We start from the raw sequence: 21,311 nt of genomic DNA on the forward strand, positions 1-21,311 counted from the left end.
AAATTTTTTAAATCGTTTAAAACTGTTTCTGGACGGCAAGGGTTGCACAGCAAGCAGGCAATTTCCTATCTTGTGCGTGGGTGCGACGGAAGCGCCGGGCTGAACCGAAAAGTGCAGGCGCCCTGTGACAAGGGCCGGTTTCTATGCCACATTTTGTACCCAATTTGTCCTGCAATACCCCTTTCCGCCACAGGATAGGGACACAAGCCCATGAGGGAGCCGCTTGATATGGCAACAATCGCGCTTGTCGACGACGACCGCAACATTCTGACTTCAGTGTCGATAGCACTGGAATCCGAAGGCTATCGCGTCGAGACATATACCGATGGTGCCTCGGCGCTAGAGGGACTGACCGCGCGTCCGCCGAACCTGGCGATCCTCGACATCAAGATGCCGCGCATGGATGGCATGGAACTCCTGCGTCGCCTGCGCCAGAAGACCGATCTGCCGGTCATCTTCCTGACCTCGAAGGATGACGAGATCGACGAGCTGTTCGGGCTCAAGATGGGCGCCGACGATTTCATCCGCAAACCCTTCTCGCAGCGCCTGCTGGTCGAGCGCGTGAAGGCAGTGCTGCGCCGGGCGAGTGCCCGCGATGCTGCCGCGAAGACCCCCAGCCAGCAGTCCCGTTCGCTAGAACGCGGCCAGCTGGTGATGGACCAGGAGCGCCACACCTGCACCTGGAAGGGCGAGCCGGTCACGCTCACGGTCACCGAATTCCTCATCCTGCATTCCCTTGCCCAGCGCCCCGGCGTGGTGAAAAGTCGTGATGCGCTGATGGATTCGGCCTATGATGAGCAAGTTTATGTTGACGACCGCACCATCGACAGCCACATCAAGCGCCTGCGCAAGAAGTTCAAGGCAGTCGACGACGATTTCGAGATGATCGAAACCCTGTATGGTGTTGGCTACCGCTTCCGAGAGGCGTAGGCACTAGCGAGTAAGCCGGAGCCGGCCGATGCCCTCGGCGATATTGGGGCTCCAGGGGTTTGTGCCTGAATGGCCATGGAGATTGATCTGAAGAAACCGTTGGAGGCCTCGCGCAGACTGCGTGCGCCGGTTCCAGCGTTTCTGTCGAAGGTCACCGTGCCGCTCAGGCGCTTCCTGGGCCACCACGTCTTTTCGAGCCTCACGCGCCGCATCCTGTTCCTCAACCTGGCCGGGCTTGCGGTTCTGGTTGCCGGCATCCTCTATCTCAACACTTTCCGCGATGGGCTGATCGACGCCCGCGTCGAAAGCCTGATGACGCAGGGCGAGATCATCGCCGGCGCGATCGCGGGTTCGGCAACCGTCGAAACCGATTCCATCAGCATCGACCCCGAAAAGCTGCTCGAGCTGCAGGCCGGCGAGAGCCTCGGCCCAGGCTCCGATCAGCTCGACAGTCTCGATTTCCCGATCAATCCCGAGCGCGTCGCCCCCGTTCTGCGGCGGCTGATCTCTCCGACCCGCACCCGCGCGCGCATCTATGACCGCGACGCCAACCTGCTTTTGGACTCGCGCCACCTCTATTCGCGCGGCCAGATCCTCCGCTACGACCTGCCGCCGGTGGCCGAGGAAGATCCGAGCACGGTGGAGAAGATCGAGAAGTACGTCTTCGACCTGTTCCGCAGCAACGAACTGCCGGTCTACAAGGAACAGCCCGGCGGCAATGGCGCCGCATTCCCGGAAGTCATGAGCGCGCTGACGGGCAGCCCCTCCACGGTGGTGCGCATCAGCGAGCAGGGCGAGCAGATCGTTTCGGTCGCCGTTCCCATCCAGCGTTTCCGCGCCGTTCTCGGCGTGCTGATGCTGTCGACGGAAGGCGGCGACATCGACAAGATCGTCGCCGCCGAGCGCAAAGCGATCCTGCGCGTCTTCGGTATCGCGGCACTGGTGATGGCGATCCTGTCCATGTTGCTCGCCTCGACCATCGCCAATCCGTTGCGTCGGCTTTCGGCGGCGGCGGTGCGGGTGCGCCGCGGCATCAAGAACCGCGAGGAAATCCCGGACTTTTCCGATCGCCAGGACGAGATCGGCAATCTCTCTGTCGCTGTGCGCGACATGACCAATTCGCTCTATTCGCGCATCGAGGCCATCGAAAGCTTCGCCGCCGACGTCAGCCACGAGCTGAAGAACCCGCTGACTTCGCTGCGCAGCGCGGTCGAGACATTGCCGCTGGCCAAGACCGACGCTTCACGCAGCCGGCTGATGGAGATCATCCAGCACGACGTGAGGCGTCTCGACCGCCTGATCACCGACATTTCCGATGCCTCCCGCCTCGATGCCGAATTGGTTCGCGAGGATTCCACCAAGGTCGACCTGAAGAAGCTGATCGGCGATCTCGTCGCCGTGTCTCAGGACGTCGGCCGCCACAAGCGCAAGGTCGAGATCGAGTTCAGGGCCGAAAAGCTGCCGCAGGGCGCGAAGGGCTTTTACACCTCGGGCCACGATCTGCGTATCGGCCAGGTCATCACCAACCTGATCGAAAACGCGCGCTCCTTCGTGCCCGAGCACACCGGCCACATCACGATTACGCTGGAGCGGGCCGGCAAGTTCAACATCATCACCGTGGAAGACAACGGCCCGGGCATCCGCGCCGACAATATCGACCGCATCTTCGAGCGCTTCTACACCGACCGCCCGTCGAGCGAGGCCTTCGGCCAGAACTCGGGCCTCGGCCTGTCCATCAGCCGCCAGATCGTCGAGGCGCATGGCGGCACGCTGACGGCCGAGAACATCGCAGGCGTGAAGCCCGGCGACATCAAGGGCGCGCGTTTCGTCATGACCCTGCCGACCGAGAACTGACCGACGTGGCTGCGCCAAACCTGCATGGCACAGCGCTTGTGATCGGCGATCGCGGCCTTCTGATCCTCGGTCCTTCCGGTTCGGGCAAGAGCACGCTGGCGCTGGCCCTGCTGTCGCGCTTTGGCGGCGAGGGTCGCCTAGCGCGGCTGGTTGCCGACGATCAGGTGCTGGTTTCGGTGAGGAACGGCCGCCTGCTGTGCCGAGCGCCCGCCACGATAAGCGGACTTGCGGAAGTGCATGGCGTCGGGCCGAGCAAGGTCGCCTTCGAGCCAGCGGCCGTGATCGACCTCGCCGTACGGTGCATGCCCAAGCACGAAGTAGAACGCCTTCCCGACGAGGCTTTCGAGAACGTCGCCGGCTGCTCGCTGCCGCTTCTGGCCGTGCGCGAGCGCGAGGTGGAGCCGGCGCTTGCGGCAATCGCCACCCGGCTTTCTTTGCCGCCTTTCGGCTGAGACGAGTCGAGAATAGGTCACACTATGCGGCAAAATGGCCTTGGCCAAAGCGTTTTAGGGCTTGTAAACGCCACCCGCGTCGACAAGATAGCGCTCCTCTGTCCAGCAAAAGGGCAAGACGGGCGCGGGGATGCGCTCGTGAATAGGCCATGACGGGAGCCAAAGAATAATGATCGGACTCGTGCTCGTAACGCACGGTCAGCTGGCCGCGGAGTTCCGCAACGCCGTAGAGCACGTGGTCGGACCCCAGGATTATTTCGAGACCATCGCCATCGGTCCGGACGACGACATGGAACAGCGCCGCCGGGATATCGTCGAGGCGGTGGCCAGGACCGACACCGGAAGCGGCGTCGTGGTGCTCACCGACATGTTCGGCGGCACGCCCTCCAATCTCGCGATTTCGGTGATGGAAGCCGGCCGCGTCGAGGTGATCGCCGGCATGAACCTGCCGATGCTGATCAAGCTGAGCAGCGTGCGCAAGAGCGACGACATGAGCCTGGCTCTTGACGAAGCCCAGGCGGCTGGTCGCAAATATATCAATGTCGCCAGCCAGCTTCTGAGCAGCAAATGAGTGATCTCTCCGCAGACGGCACGGTCACCCGCGAACTTCGCATCATCAACCAGCGCGGCCTGCATGCGCGCGCTTCCGCCAAATTCGTCCAGGTGGCGGGCGGCTATCAGGCCTCCGTCGTGGTCGAGAAGGACGGCATGAAGGCCGGCGGCACGTCGATCATGGGGCTGATGATGCTGGCTGCCAGCCCCGGTTGCAGCATCCATGTCACGGCCAATGGCCCCGACGCCAAGGAAGTCGTCGACGCGCTCGAGGAACTGGTCGCCGACCGCTTCGGCGAGGAGATGTGACTATCCTCGCTGAGGATATGCACGAATAAAGATTTCTTTATATCCCATTGTCGTTCGGCCGGCGATCTGCTAGTCAGCCGGCATGATGGCGCAGCTCTTGTGGGGGCGCGTCCATAAACCCGCACACCGGAGCACAGCCATGTCTGGTAACAAGGACTACGTCGTCGCCGATCTTTCGCTTGCCGGCTGGGGCCGCAAGGAAATCGAAATCGCCGAAACCGAAATGCCCGGCCTGATGGCCTGCCGCGAGGAATTCGGCGAGAAGCAGCCGCTGAAGGGCGCGCGCATCACCGGCTCGCTGCACATGACCATCCAGACGGCGGTGCTCATCGAGACGCTGAAGGCGCTCGGCGCCGAGCTCCGCTGGGCCTCGTGCAACATCTTTTCGACGCAGGACCACGCCGCGGCGGCGATCGCCGAGGCCGGCATCCCGGTCTATGCCGTCAAGGGCGAAACCCTTGAGGAATACTGGCAGTACACCGACAAGATCTTCCAGTGGGCCGATGGCGGCACCTCGAACATGATCCTCGATGATGGCGGCGACGCCACCATGTACATCCTGCTCGGCGCCCGCGCCGAAGCCGGCGAGGACGTTCTGTCCAAGCCGGGCAGCGAGGAGGAAGAGATCCTGTTCGCGCAGATCAAGAAGCGCATGGCCGAAACGCCGGGCTTCTTCACCAAGCAGCGCGAGGCGATCCGCGGCGTGACCGAGGAAACCACCACCGGCGTCAACCGCCTCTACCAGCTGCAGAAGAAGGGCCTGCTTCCCTTCCCGGCGATCAACGTCAACGACAGCGTCACCAAGTCGAAGTTCGACAACAAGTATGGCTGCAAGGAATCGCTGGTCGACGGCATCCGCCGCGGCACCGACGTCATGATGGCCGGGAAGGTCGCCGTCGTCTGCGGCTATGGCGACGTCGGCAAGGGCTCGGCCGCCTCGCTCAAGGGTGCCGGCGCGCGCGTCAAGGTCACCGAAGTCGACCCGATCTGCGCCCTTCAGGCCGCCATGGACGGTTTTGAGGTCGTCACGCTCGAGGACGCTGCCCCGACCGCCGACATCGTCATCACGACGACTGGCAACAAGGATGTCGTGACCCTCGACCACATGCGGGCGATGAAGGACATGGTCATCGTCGGCAACATCGGCCACTTCGACAACGAGATCCAGGTCGCCGCGCTTCGCAATCTGAAGTGGACCAATGTCAAGCCGCAGGTCGACATGATCACCTTCCCGGGCGGCAAGCGCATGATCCTTTTGTCGGAAGGCCGCCTGCTCAACCTCGGCAACGCCACCGGCCATCCGAGCTTCGTGATGTCGGCTTCCTTCACCAACCAGGTGCTGGCCCAGATGGAGCTCTTCACCAAGGGCAACCAGTACAAGAACGAGGTCTATGTTCTGCCCAAGCACCTCGATGAAAAGGTCGCCCGCCTGCATCTCGACAAGCTCGGCGCCAAGCTGACCGAGCTTTCGAACGAACAGGCCTCCTATATCGGCGTGACGCCGCAGGGTCCGTTCAAGCCTGAGCACTACAGATACTGATCTGAACACACAAATATACTACATGTTGAGGCCGGGCGATTGATGTTTCGCCCGGCTTTCTTTTTGCCGCTGCAGCTTCTTCACGAGGATTCGACCAGGGGGTATTGTCTTCGTGATTCGCGACGTTTCGTGCTCCGGGGGCGGGACGCGAGGGGCTGACATCGAGGCGGTCTTGCATTCAGGCGGCGGCGGAGAGGAACAAGACATGCCGGGCGATAACCCGCTGCTGGTGGGAAAGGCCGTTTCCGGCGGCCACAGGGATTCGAACGAGAAAAGCCCCAAGGCGAAGGCCTGGCGGATGGGCTTTTCTGCGCGATCGCTGAAGCGGGTTCTGCTGGCTGCCACGTCTCTGGGCGGTATCAGCCTTGCAGGCCTTGCGCGGGCAGAGGAGTCCGCAATCGCTGCTTCCGCCAGCCTGCCGGTTGGTGCGGTCGATGTCATGCAGCTGGCCGTTTTCGTCGGCGTGATGGGCGCGGCCCTGCTTTCGGCCGTGGCGCTCATCCGCGAGCGTGGCCGCATTGCTGCCGAGAACATCGAGCTGCGCACCCGCATCGGCGACCTGAATGCCTCGCTGCAGCGCTCCGATGCCCTGCTCAGCCTGCGCGACCAGCGCATCGTTATCTGGGCCGACAGGCAGAAACCCGAATTGATCGGCGCGCTGCCGGCCGAAACAGCCGCGCCGGAAGACCGCGCTGCATTCCTGGCCTTTGGCCGCTGGCTGACGCCACGCTCGGCGGCAGCACTTGACCGCGCCGTGGCCGGGCTGCGCGAAAAGGGCGCCCAGTTCGATCTCGTCGTGGAGACGCACACCTCGGCGCCGCTGGAAGTGCAGGGCCGCAAGACGCCTTCGCATACGCTAGTGCGCTTCATCTCTCTATCCGATACGCAGCGCGAGCGGGCGCGCCTGAAGCTCGACAACCAGCGGCTGGCCGCCGACTACGACAACATGATCGGCCTCGTCGACGCGCTGAAGATGCCGTTCTGGCTACGCGGTTCCGATGGCCGGCTGCGCTGGGTGAACCGCGCCTATGCCGAGGCCGTAGAGGCAGCGACGCCGGAAGCAGTGCTGCGCGACGGCAAGGAGTTTTTGGGCACGCCAGCGCGCGAGACGATCGCGCAGCATCATGCAGCCCATCCGGTCTTCGAACAGACGCTGTCGACCGTGATCGGCGGCGACCGCCGCATGTTCGCGGTGAGCGATTTCGCCAGCGCCGAGGGCTCGGCCGGCATCGCCGTCGACATGAGCGGCGTGGAAGCCAGCCGCGAGGAATATGAGCGCGCCGTGCGCAGCCATGCCGACACGCTCGACCAGCTGACGACGGCGGTGGCCATCTTCGACGAGCAGCAGAAGCTGCGCTTCTTCAACCAGGCGTTCCAGAAGCTGTGGGACCTCGACGTGGGCTTCCTCGACAGCGCGCCCGACAATGCGCTGCTGCTCGACCGCCTGCGCAGCGAGAGCAAGCTGGCCGAGCAACCGGAATGGCGGCGCTGGAAGGAAAACCTGCTTGCCGCCTATCGCGCGGTCGAGTCGCAGGAGCATTGGTGGCATTTGCCCGATGGCCGCACCCTGCGCGTCATCGGCAATCCGCAGCCCAAGGGCGGCGTGACCTGGGTGTTCGAGAACCTGACCGAGCGGATCAATCTCGAAAGCCGCTACAATGCCGCCGTGCGCGTGCAGGGCGAGACGCTCGACAACCTCACCGAGGGTGTGGCCGTGTTCGGCCCGGACGGGCGCGTCCGCCTGTCCAATCCGGCCTTTGTCAGCCTTTGGGGGCTGTCGCCGGAGCTGGTGCGCGCCAATGTCCACATCTCGGTCATCCGCGCCCAGTGCGATACGCTGGCGAAGGAAAGCCCATGGGCGCATTTCGTGGCTGCCGTCACCGGCTTCGACGAGGAGCGCCGCGACGGCCGCGGTCAGACCGAGCTCAGCAACGGCACCGTGCTGCGCTACGCCGTGATCCATCTGCCGAACGGGCAGGTGATGATCACCTTTGTCGACGTCACCGACAGCGTCAATGTCGCCCGCGCGCTCAAGGACAAGAACGAGGCGCTGGAGCGTGCCGACCAGCTCAAGAACGATTTCGTCCAGCACGTTTCCTATGAACTACGTTCGCCGCTCACCAATATCATCGGCTTCACTGAGCTCTTGGCGCTGCCGACCACCGGGGCGCTGACGTCGCGCCAGCGCGAATATCTGGAGCATATCGGCTCGTCGTCCTCGGTGCTTTTGACCATCGTCAACGACATTCTCGACCTTGCTACGGTAGATGCTGGTATCATGGAGCTGGAGGTCGCCGAGGTGCGCATCGACCAGACCATAGCCGCCGCAGCCGAACTGGTCGCTGACCGGCTCGAGGAGCATGGCATCCGCCTTTCCGTCGATGCCAGCCAGGCGCCGATAAGCTTTCATGGCGACGAGATCCGCGTCCGCCAGATACTCTACAATCTGCTGAGCAACGCCGCCAACTATGCGCCGGAGGCGAGCACCATTCAGCTCACCTGCCGGCAGACGGCGCAGGGCGTCGAATTCGCCGTGCATGATGACGGCCCCGGCATGCCGCCGGAAATCCTCGACACCGTCTTCCGCCGCTTCGAGCAGCGCGCCAATGGCGGGCGGCGGCGCGGGGCGGGCCTCGGCCTGTCGGTGGTGAAGAGCTTTGTGGAGCTGCATGGCGGCTCGGTGCGTATCGAAACCGGGACGGATCGCGGCACAACCGTGATCTGCCTGTTCCCCAACACGCCGACCGGCGTTCGCCAGGCGGCGGAGTAGCGGTCTCGATGACCGAAACGGTTCTTGAGCGCTTCCTGCCCGACGAGCGGGCAACCCTCAGGCTGGGCGAGGATCTGGCGCTGGCCCTTCGCCGCGGCGACGTGCTGGCGCTGCATGGCGATCTCGGCGCCGGCAAGACCACGCTGGCACGCAGCCTGATCCGCGCGCTCGCCGGCGATCCAGAACTGGAAGTGCCGAGCCCCACATTTACACTGGTGCAGGTCTATGAGGGTCGCCTGCCGATCCAGCATTTCGATCTCTACCGTCTGTCTTCGGAAGAGGAGCTCGACGAACTCGGCTTCGACGACGCGCTGGAGCAGGGGGCTGCCCTTGTCGAATGGCCGGAAAAGGCCGGCCACCGTATGCCGCAAACCGCCATTCGCGTCGAACTGAGCGAGGAGGGCGACGGCCGCCGTGTTCGTATCGTCGCGCCGGATCCGGCCGCGGGCGCCCGTATTTCGCGTTCTTTCGCCATTCGCGATTTTCTCGAACGATCCGGCTGGGGCGAGGCATCGCGCTCACACCTCACGGGCGACGCTTCGGCGCGCTCTTACGAAATCGCTTCGCTCGAAGGCCAGGCGCCGCGCGTGTTGATGAACTCGCCCGAGCTGGTGCTGGGGCCTGCCGTCCGTGACGGCAAGGCCTATGCCGAGATCGCCCACACCGCGCGCACCGTTGCCGCCTTCGTCGCGCTGGACCATGTGCTGCATGAGGGCGGCGTCAGCGTGCCGGAGATTTATGCGCAGGACCTCAAAAACGGTTTTCTGCTGATCGAGAATCTCGGCTGGGAAGGCTTTTTGGTCGACGGCAAGCCGGTCGCTGAACGCTATGTCGCCGCCGCCGAGCTGCTGGCCATGCTGCACGGCAAATCATGGCCCGATCGCATCGAGGTTGCGCGCAGCGTCGTGCACACCGTGCCGCCTTTCGACCGCGACGCCATGCTGATCGAGGTCGAGCTGCTGCTTGACTGGTATGTGCCGGCAGCGACCGGCGAGCCGGCCGATGCCGAGCTGCGCCGGGAATATCTTCGGCTCTGGAACGAACTGATCGACCGGCTGGAGCACGCGGAAAAGAGCCTCGTGCAGCGCGATTTCCACTCGCCCAACATCATCTGGCGGGCTGAGCTGAGCGGCTTCGACCGCCTCGGCGTGATCGATTTCCAGGACGCGCTGATCGGGCCATCGGCCTACGACGTCGCCTCGCTCGCCATGGATGCGCGCGTGACCGTGCCGGAGGAGATCGAGGCGGCCACGACAAAGGCCTATGTCGCGGCCCGGCAGGCCGCCGGCGATTTCGACGCGGAAAGCTTCGCCAAGGCCTATGCCATCATGGCGGCGCAGCGGAATTCCAAGATCCTCGGCATCTTCGTGCGGCTCGACCGCCGCGACGGCAAGCCCGACTATCTGAAGCACCTGCCGCGCATCCGCGACTATCTGCGCCGGGCACTAGCCCATCCCGCCCTTGCCGAATTGCGCGATTTCTATCAGGTTCACGGCTTCACCGGGGACGTAGAACTTTGACCGAACGCATGCCTGAAACCGCCATGGTCCTTGCCGCTGGGCTGGGCAAGCGCATGCGGCCGATAACCGACACCATGCCGAAACCCCTGGTGCGCGTTGCCGGTAAGACGCTGCTGGACTGGGGGCTGGACAGCCTCGCCGAGGCCGGCGTGGCGAAGGCAGTGGTGAACGTGCACTACTTCCCGGAGCAGATCGTCGCCCATTTGGCCGGGCGTCAGCAGCCGGCCGTCACAATCTCCGATGAAAGGGAAGGGCTGCTCGATTCCGCCGGCGGAATCGTGAAGGCATTACCGCAACTCGGCGCCGACCCCTTTCTGATCATCAACGCCGATACCTTCTGGATCGACCGTGACCAGCCCAATCTCGAACGCCTGGCCCTTGCATGGGACGCGTCGAGCATGGATATTCTGCTCATGCTGGCAGATCCTCCCTCGGCCACGGGCCACAGCGGCAGCACTGATTTCCTGCTTGGCCCTGACGGCACGCTCGGCCGCGCGGCAGGCGACCCGACCGGCCTGATCTATGCCGGCGCGGCCATCATCCATCCGCGCGTCTTTGCCGGCGCCGAGGCTGTGCCGCACTCCCTCAATCTCTATTTCGACCGCGCCATCGCCGCAGGCCGGCTTTACGGCATGAAGATGGAAGGCCGCTGGATCACCGTCGGCACGCCCGACGCCATCGCGCCTGCGGAAGCGGCGGTCGCCGGCACCATGGCGCAGGACGCATGAGCGGACGCACCGTCCCACGCCTGTTTTCCATTCCGCCCGGTGCCGCCTTCTTGCCGACGCTGGCCGAAAGCCTGCTCGACGGCCGCCTGATCCCCGATTTCCGCTTCGACGGCGATCCGCTGGCGCTGGCCGATGTCACCATCTATGTGCCGACGCGCCGCGCCGCGCGCGAGCTGCGCAGCGTGTTCGTGGAGAAGGCCAAGGGTGGCTCGGCCATCCTGCCCACCATCCGGCCGCTCGGCGAATTCGACGAGGACGAGGCGCTGTTCGCGCCGGAAGGCGCAGGCGAGATCGACCTCGCGCCGCCGATCGCGGCGATTGACCGGCTGCTCCTGCTCGCGCCCCTGGTGCGCAGCTGGAAACGGCGGCTGCCGGCCCATGTCGCGAGCCTCTTCGAGGAGGAAATCGTCGTTCCGGCCTCAGCGGCAGATGCGGTGTGGCTGGCGCGCGATCTGGCCGGGCTGATGGACGAGATCGAAACCGAAGGCTCGGACTGGGCGCGCCTGCATGACCTGGTTTCCGGCGACCTCGCCAACTGGTGGCAGGTGACGCTCGATTTCCTCGAAATCGTCATGACCGCCTGGCCGAACCTTCTGGCGGAGCTCGACCGCTCCAACCCGGCCGCGCATCGCAATGCTCTGATCCGGCTGGAAGCGGAGCGGCTGCGCCAGCGGCCACCGCAGGGGCCGGTCATCGCCGCCGGCTCCACTGGCTCCATCCCCGCCACCGCCGAGCTCTTGTCGGCCATCGCGCGGTTGCCGCGCGGCGCGGTGGTGCTGCCCGGCCTCGACCGGGGCATGGACGAGCGCTCCTGGTCGATCATCTCGGCCGACGTTCAGCCCGCCGCAGTGCTTGGACATCCGCAATACGGCCTTGCCAAGTTGTTGAAAAAGGTAGGCATTTTGCGCGCGGACGTCGAGGAACTCGGCGAGGCAGCGCCGGCTTTGGCTTTGCGCGATGCGCTGGTCGCGCAGGCCTTGCTGCCGGCCGAAACCACCGATGCCTGGGCCGGCCAGAGGGCAGGGGTTTCCGAGACGGACGTTGAAAGCGCCTTTGCCGGCGTGACCCTTTTGGAAGCGGCGAGCGAGCGCGACGAGGCGGTGGCGATCGCGCTGGCCCTGCGCCAGGCGATTGCCCAGCCCGGCCACAAGGCGGCCCTCGTCACCGGCGACCGCAACCTTGCCCGGCGCGTTTCGGCCGAGCTTTTGCGCTTCGGCATCCTGGCCAACGATTCCGGCGGCACGCCGCTGGCCAACACGCCGCCCGGCGCGCTGCTGCGTCTCATGCTGCAGGCCGCGTTCCGGCCGGGCGATCCGGTCTCGGTGCTGTCGCTCCTAAAACATCCGCTGCTGTCGCTCGGCATGGAGCGACGCGCTGTCCGCCATGCCGCCGAGACCATCGAGCTCGTGGCGCTGCGCGGCGGCACCGGCAGGCCGGATGTCGCTCATCTGGGCACCCTGTTCGAGGAGCGTCTTGCGGGGCTGGCTGGCGAAACGCGAAAACCGTTCTGGGAAACGCGGCTCAGCGAAAGGCGGCTGACCGACGCGCGTGCGATGCTTGCCCGCCTCGACGAGGCGCTGGCGCCGCTGGTCGCCTTCCGGGGCGAGGGCGAGGTGGAGCTTTCGGCCATCATTCGCGCCACAGTCACGGTGCTGGAAGCACTCGGCCGCAGCGCCGATGGCAGCCTGACCGAGCTCTACAACGGTGAGGCCGGCGAAAAGCTGGCCGACCTGCTGCGCGGACTGGTTGCCGCCACCGCGCCCTTCGCATTCGCGGCCGACGAATGGCCCGATGTGGCCGAGGCGCTGGTCGCGCCGGAGGTGGTGAAGCCTGCGCATGGCGGCGATGGCCGCGTCTCTATCTGGGGCGCGCTGGAAGCCCGTTTGCTGAGCGTCGACACGCTCATCGTCGGCGCACTGAACGAGGGCGTGTGGCCGCGCAAGGCACAGGCCGATCGGTTCATGTCGCGCCTGATGAAGACCGGCATCGAGCTCGAACCGCCGGAACGGCGCATCGGCCAGTCGGCGCATGATTTCCAGATGGCGCTGGGGACGCCGCGGGCCATACTCACGCGCTCGGCGCGTTCGGGCGATGCGCCGGCCGTGCCCTCGCGCTGGCTGCAGCGCATCCTCACCTTTGCCGGGCCGGCTACGGCCGTGGCCATGCGCGTCCGCGGCGAAGAACTGCTTGGCTGGGCGCGCGCGCTGGATGCCGGCCCGCAGATCCCCTTTGCCGAACGTCCGCAGCCGAAGCCGCCGGTGGATGCCCGGCCGCGCCATTTCTCGGTCACCGAGATCGAGACGTTGCGCCGCGACCCTTATGCGGTCTACGCCAAACGCATCCTCAAGCTGATGCCGCTGGAAGAGCTGGTGCGCGATCCGGGTGCGGCCGAGCGCGGCACGCTGTTCCACGACATCATGCAGCGATTTACCGTCTCCGGCATCGGTCCGAGGGCAGACACCGCGCTCGACGTGCTGCTCGAGGCGGGCCGCGCCGCCTTCGATGAGGCCAATCTGCCGGAGGATGTGCGCGCCGTGTGGTGGCCGCGCTTCGAGAAGCTGGCCGAGAACATCATCGTCTGGGAGCGCAGCCGCGCGCTGGGAACAAAGGCCCGCCACCCGGAAGCGCGCGCCGAAAAGACGCCGGTCGGCGCTTCGGGCGTGACGCTGTCCGGCTATGCAGACCGCGTCGATCTGCTCGCCGCCGGCATGGCCGATATCATCGACTACAAGACCGGTTCCTCGCCCTCCAAGGCGCAGGCGCACACGCTGCTTGCGCCGCAGCTGGCGCTGGAAGGGGCGCTTTTGAAACGCGGCGCGTTCCACGATCTTGGATCGCTACAGCCGGCGGATCTTGCCTTCGTGCGCTTCAAGCCCAATGGCGAGGTGTTCGAGGAATCGATCCTCGATTACAACCGAAAGCCCCGGCCGGCGGGCGATCTGGCGGAGGAAGCCTGGCGGCGGCTGGAAGAATTGCTGCATCACTACAACCGTGTCCAGACCGGCTACCTGTCCCGTGCGCTGCCGTTCCGCGAGGGCGAGACGGATGGCGACTATGACCATCTGGCGCGCGTGCTGGAATGGTCGGCCGGCGGCGACAATGCGGGCGAATCCGGGGGCGACGAATGAGAAAAATCTTCTCCGTTCCCACCGAAACGATCGAGCGGCAAGCCAAGGCGGCCAACCCGCAAAACTCCGTCTGGGTGTCGGCCAATGCCGGCTCAGGCAAGACGCATGTGCTGTCGCAGCGCGTCATCCGGCTTTTGCTTGAGGGCACCGACCCGTCGAAAATCCTGTGCCTGACCTATACGCGCGCGGCCGCCGCCAACATGTCCAACCGGGTCTTCGGCAATCTGTCGAAATGGACCATGCTGGACGACGAGGCCTTGCGCGCCGAGATCGAGAAGCTGGAGGGCCGGGCGCCCAACGCCGAAAAGCTGCGCCGCGCACGCCGGCTATTTGCCGAGGCTTTGGAAACGCCGGGCGGCCTGAAAATCCAGACCATCCACGCATTCTGCGAATCCGTGCTGCACCAGTTCCCGCTGGAGGCCAACATCGCCGCCCACTTCCAGATGCTCGACCCGCTGATGGAAGAGACGCTGTTTGCCACCGCGCGCCGCGAAATGGTGACGGGTGCTGTGGCCGCCGATCATCCCGAGCTTGCCGAAGCCTTCGCCATGGTGCTCGAGCGCGGCGGCGAGGCCGGGCTTGATGCGCTGCTTTCCGAGATCGTCGCCAAGCGCGACGGCTTGCGCGCCTTCATAGACGCTATCGGCCACGATCCCGACTATCCGGCACTGTTCGAGGAATTCGGCTTTTCGCCTGACGACACTGCCGAGGGCATCGCTGACTCCATCTGGCCGCTGCCTGGCTTTCGCGCCGATGTCTTTACCGAGTTCGCGCTGGCAGCGGAGGCCGTCGATGCGCGCCGGGCGCTCGACAGCATCATTCCCGACGCCGCGCGCGCCTTCGAGGAACGCGACCCGATCGCGCGGCTGAAGCTGCTGGCAAAAGGTTTCCTGAAGTCCGACGGCGATCCCTACGACCCGGTAAAAACCTTCAAGAAGGCGCTGCACGACCGCATGCCGGACCTCGCCGAGCGCTATTCGGCGGCGGCCGCTGCTATCATCGCCACGTCCGACCGGCTGGCCATGTTCCGCATGCTCGAAGGCACGCGCGCCGCGCTCACCATCGCCGACTGGCTAATCGGCCGCTACGAGCGGCTGAAGACCGGGCGCGGCTTCCTCGATTTCAACGATCTCATCACCCGCACCGTGCGCCTGCTCGCGCGGCAGGATGCTGGCCCCTGGGTGCAATACAAGCTCGACAAGGGCATCGACCACATCCTGCTCGACGAGGCGCAGGACACCAGCCCCGACCAGTGGGAGGTGGTGAAGCGCCTGGCCGAAGAGTTTTTCGCCGGCCACAGCGCGCGCGACAATGTCCACCGCACAGTCTTTGCCGTCGGCGACGAAAAGCAGTCGATCTATTCGTTCCAGGGTGCGGCGCCGGAATCCTTTGCCCGCACCGGCCATGAATTCTCGCAGCGCGTGCGCGCCGCCAACGGCAATTTCGAGCCGGTCAAGCTCACGCTCTCCTTCCGCTCCACCGACGACGTGCTGCAGGCCGTCGACACGGTTTTTTCGAGCGAGGAGACGCGGCGCGGAATCACGCTCGACCCCGGCCCCGTGCAGCACAATGCCATCCGCGCCGGCGCGCCCGGCTATGTCGAGGTCTGGCCGTCCATCGGCGCGGACGTTGCCGAGGAGCCTGACGACTGGACGCAGGCCATCGACCACGCCCATGCGCCGGCCGTGCGCGTGGCCGAAAATGTCGCCGCCACCATCCAGAACTGGATCCGCTCGGGCGAGATCATCGAGGGCAGCGGCAAGCTTCTGTCGGCCGGCGATGTCATCGTTCTGGTGCGCAAGCGCGATCGGTTTGTCCATGCGCTGGCGCGTAGCCTGAAGAACCGGGGCATTGCGGTGGCCGGCGCCGATCGCCTCAGCCTGCCGGGCCATATCGCGGTGAAGGACCTGATGGCGCTGGGCCGCTTCCTCATCCAACCCGAGGACGATCTTTCCCTTGCCGCGATCCTCAAAAGCCCGATCTTCCGGCTGAGCGAGGAAACGCTGTTCGATCTGGCGTACGGTCGTCCCGCTGGCGTTTCGCTCTACACCTCGCTCCGCCGCAAGGCGGAGAGCGCTCCGGAACTCGCCGCGGTGACGAAACGGCTCGACGACTGGGCGACCGAGGCCGCCTACAGACCGGTTTTCGAATTCTATTCGGGCCTTCTCGGCCGCGATGGCGTGCGCAAGGCGATGATTTCGCGGCTGGGGCAGGATGCCGGCGATATTCTCGACGAGTTTTTGTCATTCTGCGTCGCCGAAGAGCGCACCGGACTGCCGGGGTTGGAGTCGTTCCTCGCGACGCTGGAAAACGCCGGGCCCGAAATCAAGCGCGAGATGGACCAGACGCGCGACGAGGTGCGCATCATGACCGCGCATGCCTCCAAGGGGCTCGAGGCGCCGGTGGTGTTCCTGGTCGATGGCGGCGCCACGCCCTTCAGCGACCAGCACCTGCCGCGCCTGATGCCCTTCGAGGCCAAAGGCGAGGAACTGCGCCGGACCAAGGGTTATCTCTGGCGCTCGGGCAGCGACGTGAAAAACCTCTATTCGCAGGCGATGTCGGACACGCTGAAGGAACGCGCCGACGACGAATATCGCCGCCTGCTCTATGTCGGCATGACGCGCGCCGAGGACCGGCTGGTCGTCTGCGGTTATCACGGCAAGCGCGCCCCGAACCCGGCCACCTGGCATGCTTTGGTCAGCAAGGCGCTGATCGCGTCGGGCAAGTGCGAGGAACGCGCCCATCCCGTCGCGCCGGACACGACCGTGCACCGCTTCCGCGTGACGCCGCTGCCGTCGGTCCAACTGATGGCCGAACCGCCGGTCGCGAAGGAAGCGGAGCAGCTGGCGGCTGTCCCGGCAGAACTGTTGGAAAAGCTGCCCGCGGTCGAGCTCCTGCCGCGCCCGCTGTCGCCTTCCGGCGCTTCAGCGCTGATCGAAGAAACGGTTGAGCCGGTGGCCTCCACGCGTTCGCCCGTGCTCGATCCGGAGGTCGAGCCCGGCTTTGCCATCGCGCGCGGCCTGGTGCTGCACAGGCTGTTGCAGATGCTGCCCGGCATGGCCGAGCAAGACCGCCGGCCGGCGGCGCTGCGCTACCTCGCCCGTGCCGGCGCGACATGGAAAGACGAGGAGCGGCAGGCGCTGGTCGACTCTGTCGAGGCGATCCTCGCCTCGGAGGAGTTTGCGCCGCTGTTCGCGCCCGGCTCGCGCGCTGAAGTGGCGATCATGGGCAGCGTCACGGTGAAGGGCAAGGAGCGCACCGTCTCCGGCAAGATCGATCGACTGGCCGTGACGCCCGACGAGGTGCTGATCGTCGACTACAAGACCAATCGGCCCGCGCCTGCCACCTTCGAGCAGGTGCCGCTCGCCTATGTTGCGCAGCTGGCGCTCTATCGCGCGCTGCTGAAATCGCTTTATCCGGGCCGGCGCGTGTCGGCCGCACTTCTGTTTACCGAAATCCCTGGACTGATCCGGATTCCTGAGGCGGCAATGGACGATGCCCTTGCTCGACTCAACGCGTCGTGACACAAACTCTGCTTGAACGCCTGCTCAACTGGCACCATATCTAGCGCGACTTCTTACTCCCGAAAGGATTTCATCATGGCCACGGTCAAGGTCGACAAGAGCAATTTCAAGTCTGACGTGCTGGACGCTGAAGGTCCGGTTGTGGTGGACTTCTGGGCCGAGTGGTGCGGCCCGTGCAAGATGATCGGCCCGTCGCTGGAAGAGATCTCCAACGAGCTCGCCGGTAAGGTCAAGATCACCAAGCTCAACATCGACGAGAATCCGGAGCTGGCCGCGCAGTATGGCGTGCGCTCCATTCCGACCCTCATGATCTTCAAGGGTGGCGAAGTGGCCGACATCAAGGTTGGCGCAGCGCCCAAGACCGCTCTTGCAAGCTGGATCGGCAACGCCGCCTGAGCCTTGCCTGAGATACCAAAAAGCCCGGCCAAGTGCCGGGCTTTTTCTTTGGCGCGTCGGTTTTCGTGCGGCTGGCTCTCGTCAGACGGCTGCCCCTACAGTCTTATGCAGTATGCATGAGAGGGATCAAAAAATGTCCGAGTCTGCCAAATCGACCGTCTTCATCGACAATGACCGCGTCGTCGTCACCGAATGGCGCTTTGCGCCGGGCGCCAGCACCGGCTGGCACCGCCACGGCCACGACTATGTCGTCGTGCCGCTGATGGACGGCAAGGTGAAGCTCCTGACCAAGGACGGCGAGTCGCTCGCCGAGATGAAGCAGGGCGTGCCCTATTACCGCCCCGAGGGCGTCGAGCACGACGTCATCAACGCCAATGACGGCGAATATGCTTTTATCGAGATCGAGCTGAAGTAGCCCGGGTCACACCGGCGGCGTGCCGTTTTCGGCCAACACCGCGCCGGCGAGATAGAGCGAGCCGCCGATCAGGATGCGCGGCGGCGGCTCGGAATGATCCCAGGTGTCGCGCAGCAGCATCAGCGCATCCGCCACCGAACTGACCGGCTCCGCCGAAAGCCCGGCGTCGGTCGCCCGCACGGCGAGCTCCGCGTTGGGGACGCTGGCGTCGCTGAAGGCCACCGGCACCGTGTAGACATGCCGGGCAATGCCCTTGAAGGCGCGGAAATAGCCGGTCTGGTCCTTGGTGTTGATCATGCCGCTGATCAAAAACAGCGGCCGCGCAAACTTTTCTTCCTGCTCAGTCAGCGCTTCGGCGATCACCATGCCGGCGCCGGGATTGTGGCCGCCGTCGAGCCAGATCTCGGCTCCGGCAGGCGCAAGCTCGGTCAGCCTGCCCTGGGGCAGGCGCTGCATACGGCCCGGCCAGCTCACGGTCGTCATCGCTTTATCCGCCGCGTGCTCGTCAAGCTCGAAGCCAGCGGCGCGCACGGCGGCGATTGCGGCTGCGGCGTTGGCGAACTGGTGGCGGCCGGGCAGGCGCGGCGGCGAAAGGTCCAGCAGGCCTTCCTGGTCCTGATAGATCAGCCGGCCGTGCTCTCCCGTCGCAATGAAATCCTGGCCGTAGACGGATAGCGGGCAGCCCAGCCGCTCCGCAGTCGAGACCAGCACCTCGCGTGCCGCGTCGCTCTCCTGCGAGCCGACGATCACGGGGCATCCCTGCTTGATGATGCCGGCCTTCTCCGCCGCGATCAGCTCGACCCGGTCGCCCAGATAGGCTTCGTGGTCGAGCGAAACCGGCATGATCACCGAAACTGCCGGGTTCTTGATGACATTGGTTGCGTCGAAGCGGCCGCCGAGGCCCACCTCGATGATCGCCGCATCGGCCGGATGCTCCGAAAACAGCAGGAAGGTGACGGCTGTGAGGATCTCGAAGACCGTGATGGTCTCGCCGCGATTGGCGTCGGCCACGCGCCCGATGGCGTCGGCCAGCACGTCGTCGGCGACGAATTTCCCGCCGCCTTCGGCCGCCAGCCGGTAGCGCTCATGCCAGTTCACCAGATGCGGCGAGGTGTGCACATGCACCTTGTAGCCCGCCGCTTCCAGCAGCGCGCGCGAGAAGGCCGCGGCCGAGCCCTTGCCGTTGGTGCCGGCAATGTGGATCACCGGCGGCAGCTTGTCCTGCGGATTGCCGAGACGCTCGAGCAGGCGCGATATGCGATCCAGCGAAAGGTCGAAACCTTTCGGATGCAACGTCATCAGATGCTCGATCTGGCGGTCGGCAAGAAGCGTGGACATGGACATAAAGAGCTCCTCCCCCGGAGCGAAAGTCACGGGACGGCGCGGCGCGCTGTCCCGTCCAGGTCAGGCCTGCGGCCGCGCCTCTGTCGGCAGCGCCACCAGCGGCATGGGCACCGCTTCGGCTTCGGCATCCACCGGCATCTTCAGCAGAATCTTCAGCAGCTGCGCGATGGTCGCCTTCATCTTGAGGCGCGAGACCACCATGTCGACCATGCCGTGATCCATCAGATATTCGGAGCGCTGGAAGCCGTCAGGCAGCTTTTCGCGGATCGTCTGCTCGATGACGCGCGGTCCGGCAAAGCCGATCAGTGCGCCGGGCTCGGCAATGTGCACGTCGCCCAGCATGGCATAGGAGGCCGTAACGCCGCCCGTGGTCGGGTTGGTCAGCACCACGATATAGGGCAGGCCGGCTTCCTTCAGCCGGTCCAGAGCCACGGTGGTGCGCGGCAGCTGCATCAGGGACAAGATGCCTTCCTGCATGCGCGCGCCGCCCGAAGCGGCAAACAGGATCAGCGGCCGGCGCCTCTCTAGCGCCGTCTCGAAGGCCTTGATGATGGCGTCGCCCGCCGCCATGCCGAGCGAGCCGCCCATGAAGGCGAAGTCCTGCACGGTGACGACCACCGGCAGGCCCTCGATCGTGCCGAGCGCACTGAGGATCGCGTCCTCCATGCTGGTCTTGGTCTTGGCGTCCTTCAGCCGGTCGACATAGCGCTTCTCGTCGCGGAATTTCAGCGGGTCGACCATGACCTTCGGGTTCTCGATGGTCTCGTACTCGCCGTCGTCGAAGAAAAATTTCAGCCGCTCGCGCGCCGAGATCTTCATGTGATGGCCGGACGAGGGGATGACGTACTGGTTGTCTTCCAGATCCTTGTGGAAGACCATCTCGCCGCTCTCCGGATCCTTGATCCAGAGGTTTTCCGGCATGTCGCGCCGGCCAAGCATCGAGTTGATCTTCGGGCGAACGAAGTTGGTGATCCAGTTCATGGCATCCAGTCCTGTGATGTCAAAGACATGGGAATATTATCAGGCAACAGCAAGGCGGGCCGAACGCACGCCGCTTGCCAGGTCTTCGACCAGCGCCGACACGGCCTGCACAGCAGCCGTCCCGCCAGCAGCATTGGCGATTGCATTGACGATCGCGGTGCCGACCACCACGCCGTCGGAGGCTGCGCCGATGAGGCGGGCCTGCTCGGCGGTCTTGACGCCGAAGCCGACGCAGATCGGCAGGTCGGTGTGGCCCTTGATGCGGGTGACAGCAGCGGCCACCTTGTCGGTGTCAGCGAGTGCGGCGCCGGTGATGCCGGTCATCGAGACATAATACACGAAGCCCGAGGTGTTCTGCAGCACCTTGGGCAGGCGGTGATCGTCGGTGGTCGGCGTCGCAAGGCGGATGAAGTTGATGCCCGCCTTCAGCGCCGGCACGCAGAGCTCTTCGTCCATTTCCGGCGGCAGGTCGACCACGATCAGGCCGTCGATGCCGGCTTCCAGCGCATCGGCAAGGAAGCGGTCGACGCCGTAGATGTAGATTGGGTTGTAATAGCCCATCAGCACGATCGGCGTGTCATTATCGCCCGAGGCGCGGAAGTCGCGCGCCATCTGCAGCGTCTTCTTCAAGGTCTGGCCGCCCCTCAGCGCGCGCAGGCCAGCCGCCTGGATCGCCGGGCCGTCGGCCATCGGGTCGGAGAAGGGCATGCCGAGCTCGATCACGTCCGCGCCTGCCTTGGGCAGTGCCTTCATGATGGCAAGCGAAGTGTCATAGTCCGGGTCGCCAGCCATGAAATAGGTGACGAGTGCCGGACGGCCTTCGGCCTTGAGCTTTTCGAAGCGACGGTCGATGCGGGTGTTGGTCATC

The 21,311-nt window shown here is 65.2% G+C and carries 16 protein-coding genes; 13 read left to right on the forward strand and 3 right to left on the reverse strand.

The annotated features are described in order from the left end of the window. The first annotated feature begins 228 nt into the window (after positions 1 to 228). The 13 genes from C7I85_RS07510 (at position 229) to C7I85_RS07570 (ending at position 18,118) form a co-directional block, all read left to right on the forward strand. Complete coding sequence (locus C7I85_RS07510) at positions 229 to 930, forward strand: response regulator transcription factor (RefSeq protein ID WP_106723344.1); 702 nt, start codon at positions 229 to 231, stop codon at positions 928 to 930. A 69-nt stretch (positions 931 to 999) separates the two neighbouring features. After that, complete coding sequence (locus C7I85_RS07515; RefSeq protein WP_106723345.1) at positions 1,000 to 2,784, forward strand: sensor histidine kinase; 1,785 nt, start codon at positions 1,000 to 1,002, stop codon at positions 2,782 to 2,784. A 5-nt stretch (positions 2,785 to 2,789) separates the two neighbouring features. Then, positions 2,790 to 3,236, forward strand: a complete 447-nt coding sequence (locus C7I85_RS07520; protein ID WP_106723346.1) for an HPr kinase/phosphorylase — start codon at positions 2,790 to 2,792, stop codon at positions 3,234 to 3,236. A gap of 169 nt (positions 3,237 to 3,405) precedes the next feature. After that, positions 3,406 to 3,807 carry a PTS sugar transporter subunit IIA gene (locus C7I85_RS07525; protein WP_106723347.1) on the forward strand — a complete coding sequence of 134 codons (402 nt, stop codon included), beginning with the start codon at positions 3,406 to 3,408 and terminating at the stop codon, positions 3,805 to 3,807. Beyond that, a complete protein-coding gene (locus tag C7I85_RS07530) occupies positions 3,804 to 4,097 on the forward strand; it encodes an HPr family phosphocarrier protein (protein ID WP_106723348.1) in 294 nt (97 codons plus the stop codon). The genes C7I85_RS07525 and C7I85_RS07530 overlap by 4 nt, the downstream gene beginning before the upstream one ends. Positions 4,098 to 4,236: 139 nt before the next feature. Next, the gene (gene ahcY, locus C7I85_RS07535; protein WP_106723349.1) at positions 4,237 to 5,637 is read left to right on the forward strand and encodes an adenosylhomocysteinase; all 1,401 of its coding nucleotides are present in this window, start codon (positions 4,237 to 4,239) and stop codon (positions 5,635 to 5,637) included. Between the two features lie 205 nt (positions 5,638 to 5,842). Then, entirely contained in the window at positions 5,843 to 8,407 is a 2,565-nt protein-coding gene (locus C7I85_RS07540; RefSeq protein ID WP_106723350.1) for a sensor histidine kinase, read from the forward strand. Between the two features lie 8 nt (positions 8,408 to 8,415). Next, entirely contained in the window at positions 8,416 to 9,927 is a 1,512-nt protein-coding gene (tsaE, locus tag C7I85_RS07545) for a tRNA (adenosine(37)-N6)-threonylcarbamoyltransferase complex ATPase subunit type 1 TsaE (RefSeq protein ID WP_106723351.1), read from the forward strand. 8 nt (positions 9,928 to 9,935) lie between these two features. Next, positions 9,936 to 10,655, forward strand: coding sequence for a nucleotidyltransferase family protein (locus tag C7I85_RS07550; RefSeq protein ID WP_106723586.1), 720 nt, complete (start codon positions 9,936 to 9,938; stop codon positions 10,653 to 10,655). Continuing rightward, entirely contained in the window at positions 10,652 to 13,783 is a 3,132-nt protein-coding gene (addB, locus tag C7I85_RS07555) for a double-strand break repair protein AddB (protein WP_106723352.1), read from the forward strand. Before C7I85_RS07550 ends, addB begins: the two co-directional genes overlap by 4 nt. Beyond that, positions 13,780 to 17,307 (forward strand): double-strand break repair helicase AddA, encoded by a 3,528-nt coding sequence (gene addA, locus C7I85_RS07560; protein ID WP_106723353.1) that lies wholly within the window; start codon positions 13,780 to 13,782, stop codon positions 17,305 to 17,307. Before addB ends, addA begins: the two co-directional genes overlap by 4 nt. Positions 17,308 to 17,382: 75 nt before the next feature. After that, positions 17,383 to 17,703, forward strand: coding sequence for a thioredoxin (trxA, locus tag C7I85_RS07565; protein ID WP_106723354.1), 321 nt, complete (start codon positions 17,383 to 17,385; stop codon positions 17,701 to 17,703). 133 nt (positions 17,704 to 17,836) lie between these two features. Further along, positions 17,837 to 18,118: a cupin domain-containing protein gene (locus C7I85_RS07570; protein WP_106723355.1), complete on the forward strand. Its 282-nt coding sequence runs from the start codon at positions 17,837 to 17,839 to the stop codon at positions 18,116 to 18,118. 6 nt (positions 18,119 to 18,124) lie between these two features. Here C7I85_RS07570 and C7I85_RS07575 read toward each other — a convergent pair whose 3' ends face one another. From C7I85_RS07575 to trpA, 3 genes are all read right to left on the reverse strand, one after another. Beyond that, positions 18,125 to 19,456 carry a bifunctional folylpolyglutamate synthase/dihydrofolate synthase gene (locus C7I85_RS07575; RefSeq protein ID WP_106723587.1) on the reverse strand — a complete coding sequence of 444 codons (1,332 nt, stop codon included), beginning with the start codon at positions 19,454 to 19,456 and terminating at the stop codon, positions 18,125 to 18,127. A gap of 66 nt (positions 19,457 to 19,522) precedes the next feature. After that, the gene (gene accD / locus C7I85_RS07580; RefSeq protein ID WP_106723356.1) at positions 19,523 to 20,443 is read right to left on the reverse strand and encodes an acetyl-CoA carboxylase, carboxyltransferase subunit beta; all 921 of its coding nucleotides are present in this window, start codon (positions 20,441 to 20,443) and stop codon (positions 19,523 to 19,525) included. A gap of 39 nt (positions 20,444 to 20,482) precedes the next feature. Then, the gene (gene trpA / locus C7I85_RS07585) at positions 20,483 to 21,310 is read right to left on the reverse strand and encodes a tryptophan synthase subunit alpha (protein WP_106723357.1); all 828 of its coding nucleotides are present in this window, start codon (positions 21,308 to 21,310) and stop codon (positions 20,483 to 20,485) included. Position 21,311 lies beyond the last annotated feature (1 nt).

This window comes from Pseudaminobacter soli (ex Li et al. 2025), assembly GCF_003012705.1.
Taxonomy (GTDB): domain Bacteria; phylum Pseudomonadota; class Alphaproteobacteria; order Rhizobiales; family Rhizobiaceae; genus Pseudaminobacter; species Pseudaminobacter soli.

Excerpts from the sequence above, each read along its gene's own strand:
- C7I85_RS07540 (WP_106723350.1), top strand. The coding sequence starts at position 5,843 with ATGCCGGGCGATAACCCGCTGCTGGTGGGAAAGGCCGTTTCCGGCGGC.
- addB (WP_106723352.1), top strand. The coding sequence starts at position 10,652 with ATGAGCGGACGCACCGTCCCACGCCTGTTTTCCATTCCGCCCGGTGCC.
- C7I85_RS07510 (WP_106723344.1), top strand. The coding sequence starts at position 229 with ATGGCAACAATCGCGCTTGTCGACGACGACCGCAACATTCTGACTTCA.
- C7I85_RS07530 (WP_106723348.1), top strand. The coding sequence starts at position 3,804 with ATGAGTGATCTCTCCGCAGACGGCACGGTCACCCGCGAACTTCGCATC.
- tsaE (WP_106723351.1), top strand. The coding sequence starts at position 8,416 with ATGACCGAAACGGTTCTTGAGCGCTTCCTGCCCGACGAGCGGGCAACC.
- C7I85_RS07575 (WP_106723587.1), bottom strand. The coding sequence starts at position 19,456 with ATGTCCACGCTTCTTGCCGACCGCCAGATCGAGCATCTGATGACGTTG.
- accD (WP_106723356.1), bottom strand. The coding sequence starts at position 20,443 with ATGAACTGGATCACCAACTTCGTTCGCCCGAAGATCAACTCGATGCTT.
- C7I85_RS07515 (WP_106723345.1), top strand. The coding sequence starts at position 1,000 with ATGGCCATGGAGATTGATCTGAAGAAACCGTTGGAGGCCTCGCGCAGA.
- C7I85_RS07525 (WP_106723347.1), top strand. The coding sequence starts at position 3,406 with ATGATCGGACTCGTGCTCGTAACGCACGGTCAGCTGGCCGCGGAGTTC.
- C7I85_RS07550 (WP_106723586.1), top strand. The coding sequence starts at position 9,936 with ATGCCTGAAACCGCCATGGTCCTTGCCGCTGGGCTGGGCAAGCGCATG.
- trpA (WP_106723357.1), bottom strand. The coding sequence starts at position 21,310 with ATGACCAACACCCGCATCGACCGTCGCTTCGAAAAGCTCAAGGCCGAA.
- ahcY (WP_106723349.1), top strand. The coding sequence starts at position 4,237 with ATGTCTGGTAACAAGGACTACGTCGTCGCCGATCTTTCGCTTGCCGGC.
- C7I85_RS07570 (WP_106723355.1), top strand. The coding sequence starts at position 17,837 with ATGTCCGAGTCTGCCAAATCGACCGTCTTCATCGACAATGACCGCGTC.
- addA (WP_106723353.1), top strand. The coding sequence starts at position 13,780 with ATGAGAAAAATCTTCTCCGTTCCCACCGAAACGATCGAGCGGCAAGCC.
- trxA (WP_106723354.1), top strand. The coding sequence starts at position 17,383 with ATGGCCACGGTCAAGGTCGACAAGAGCAATTTCAAGTCTGACGTGCTG.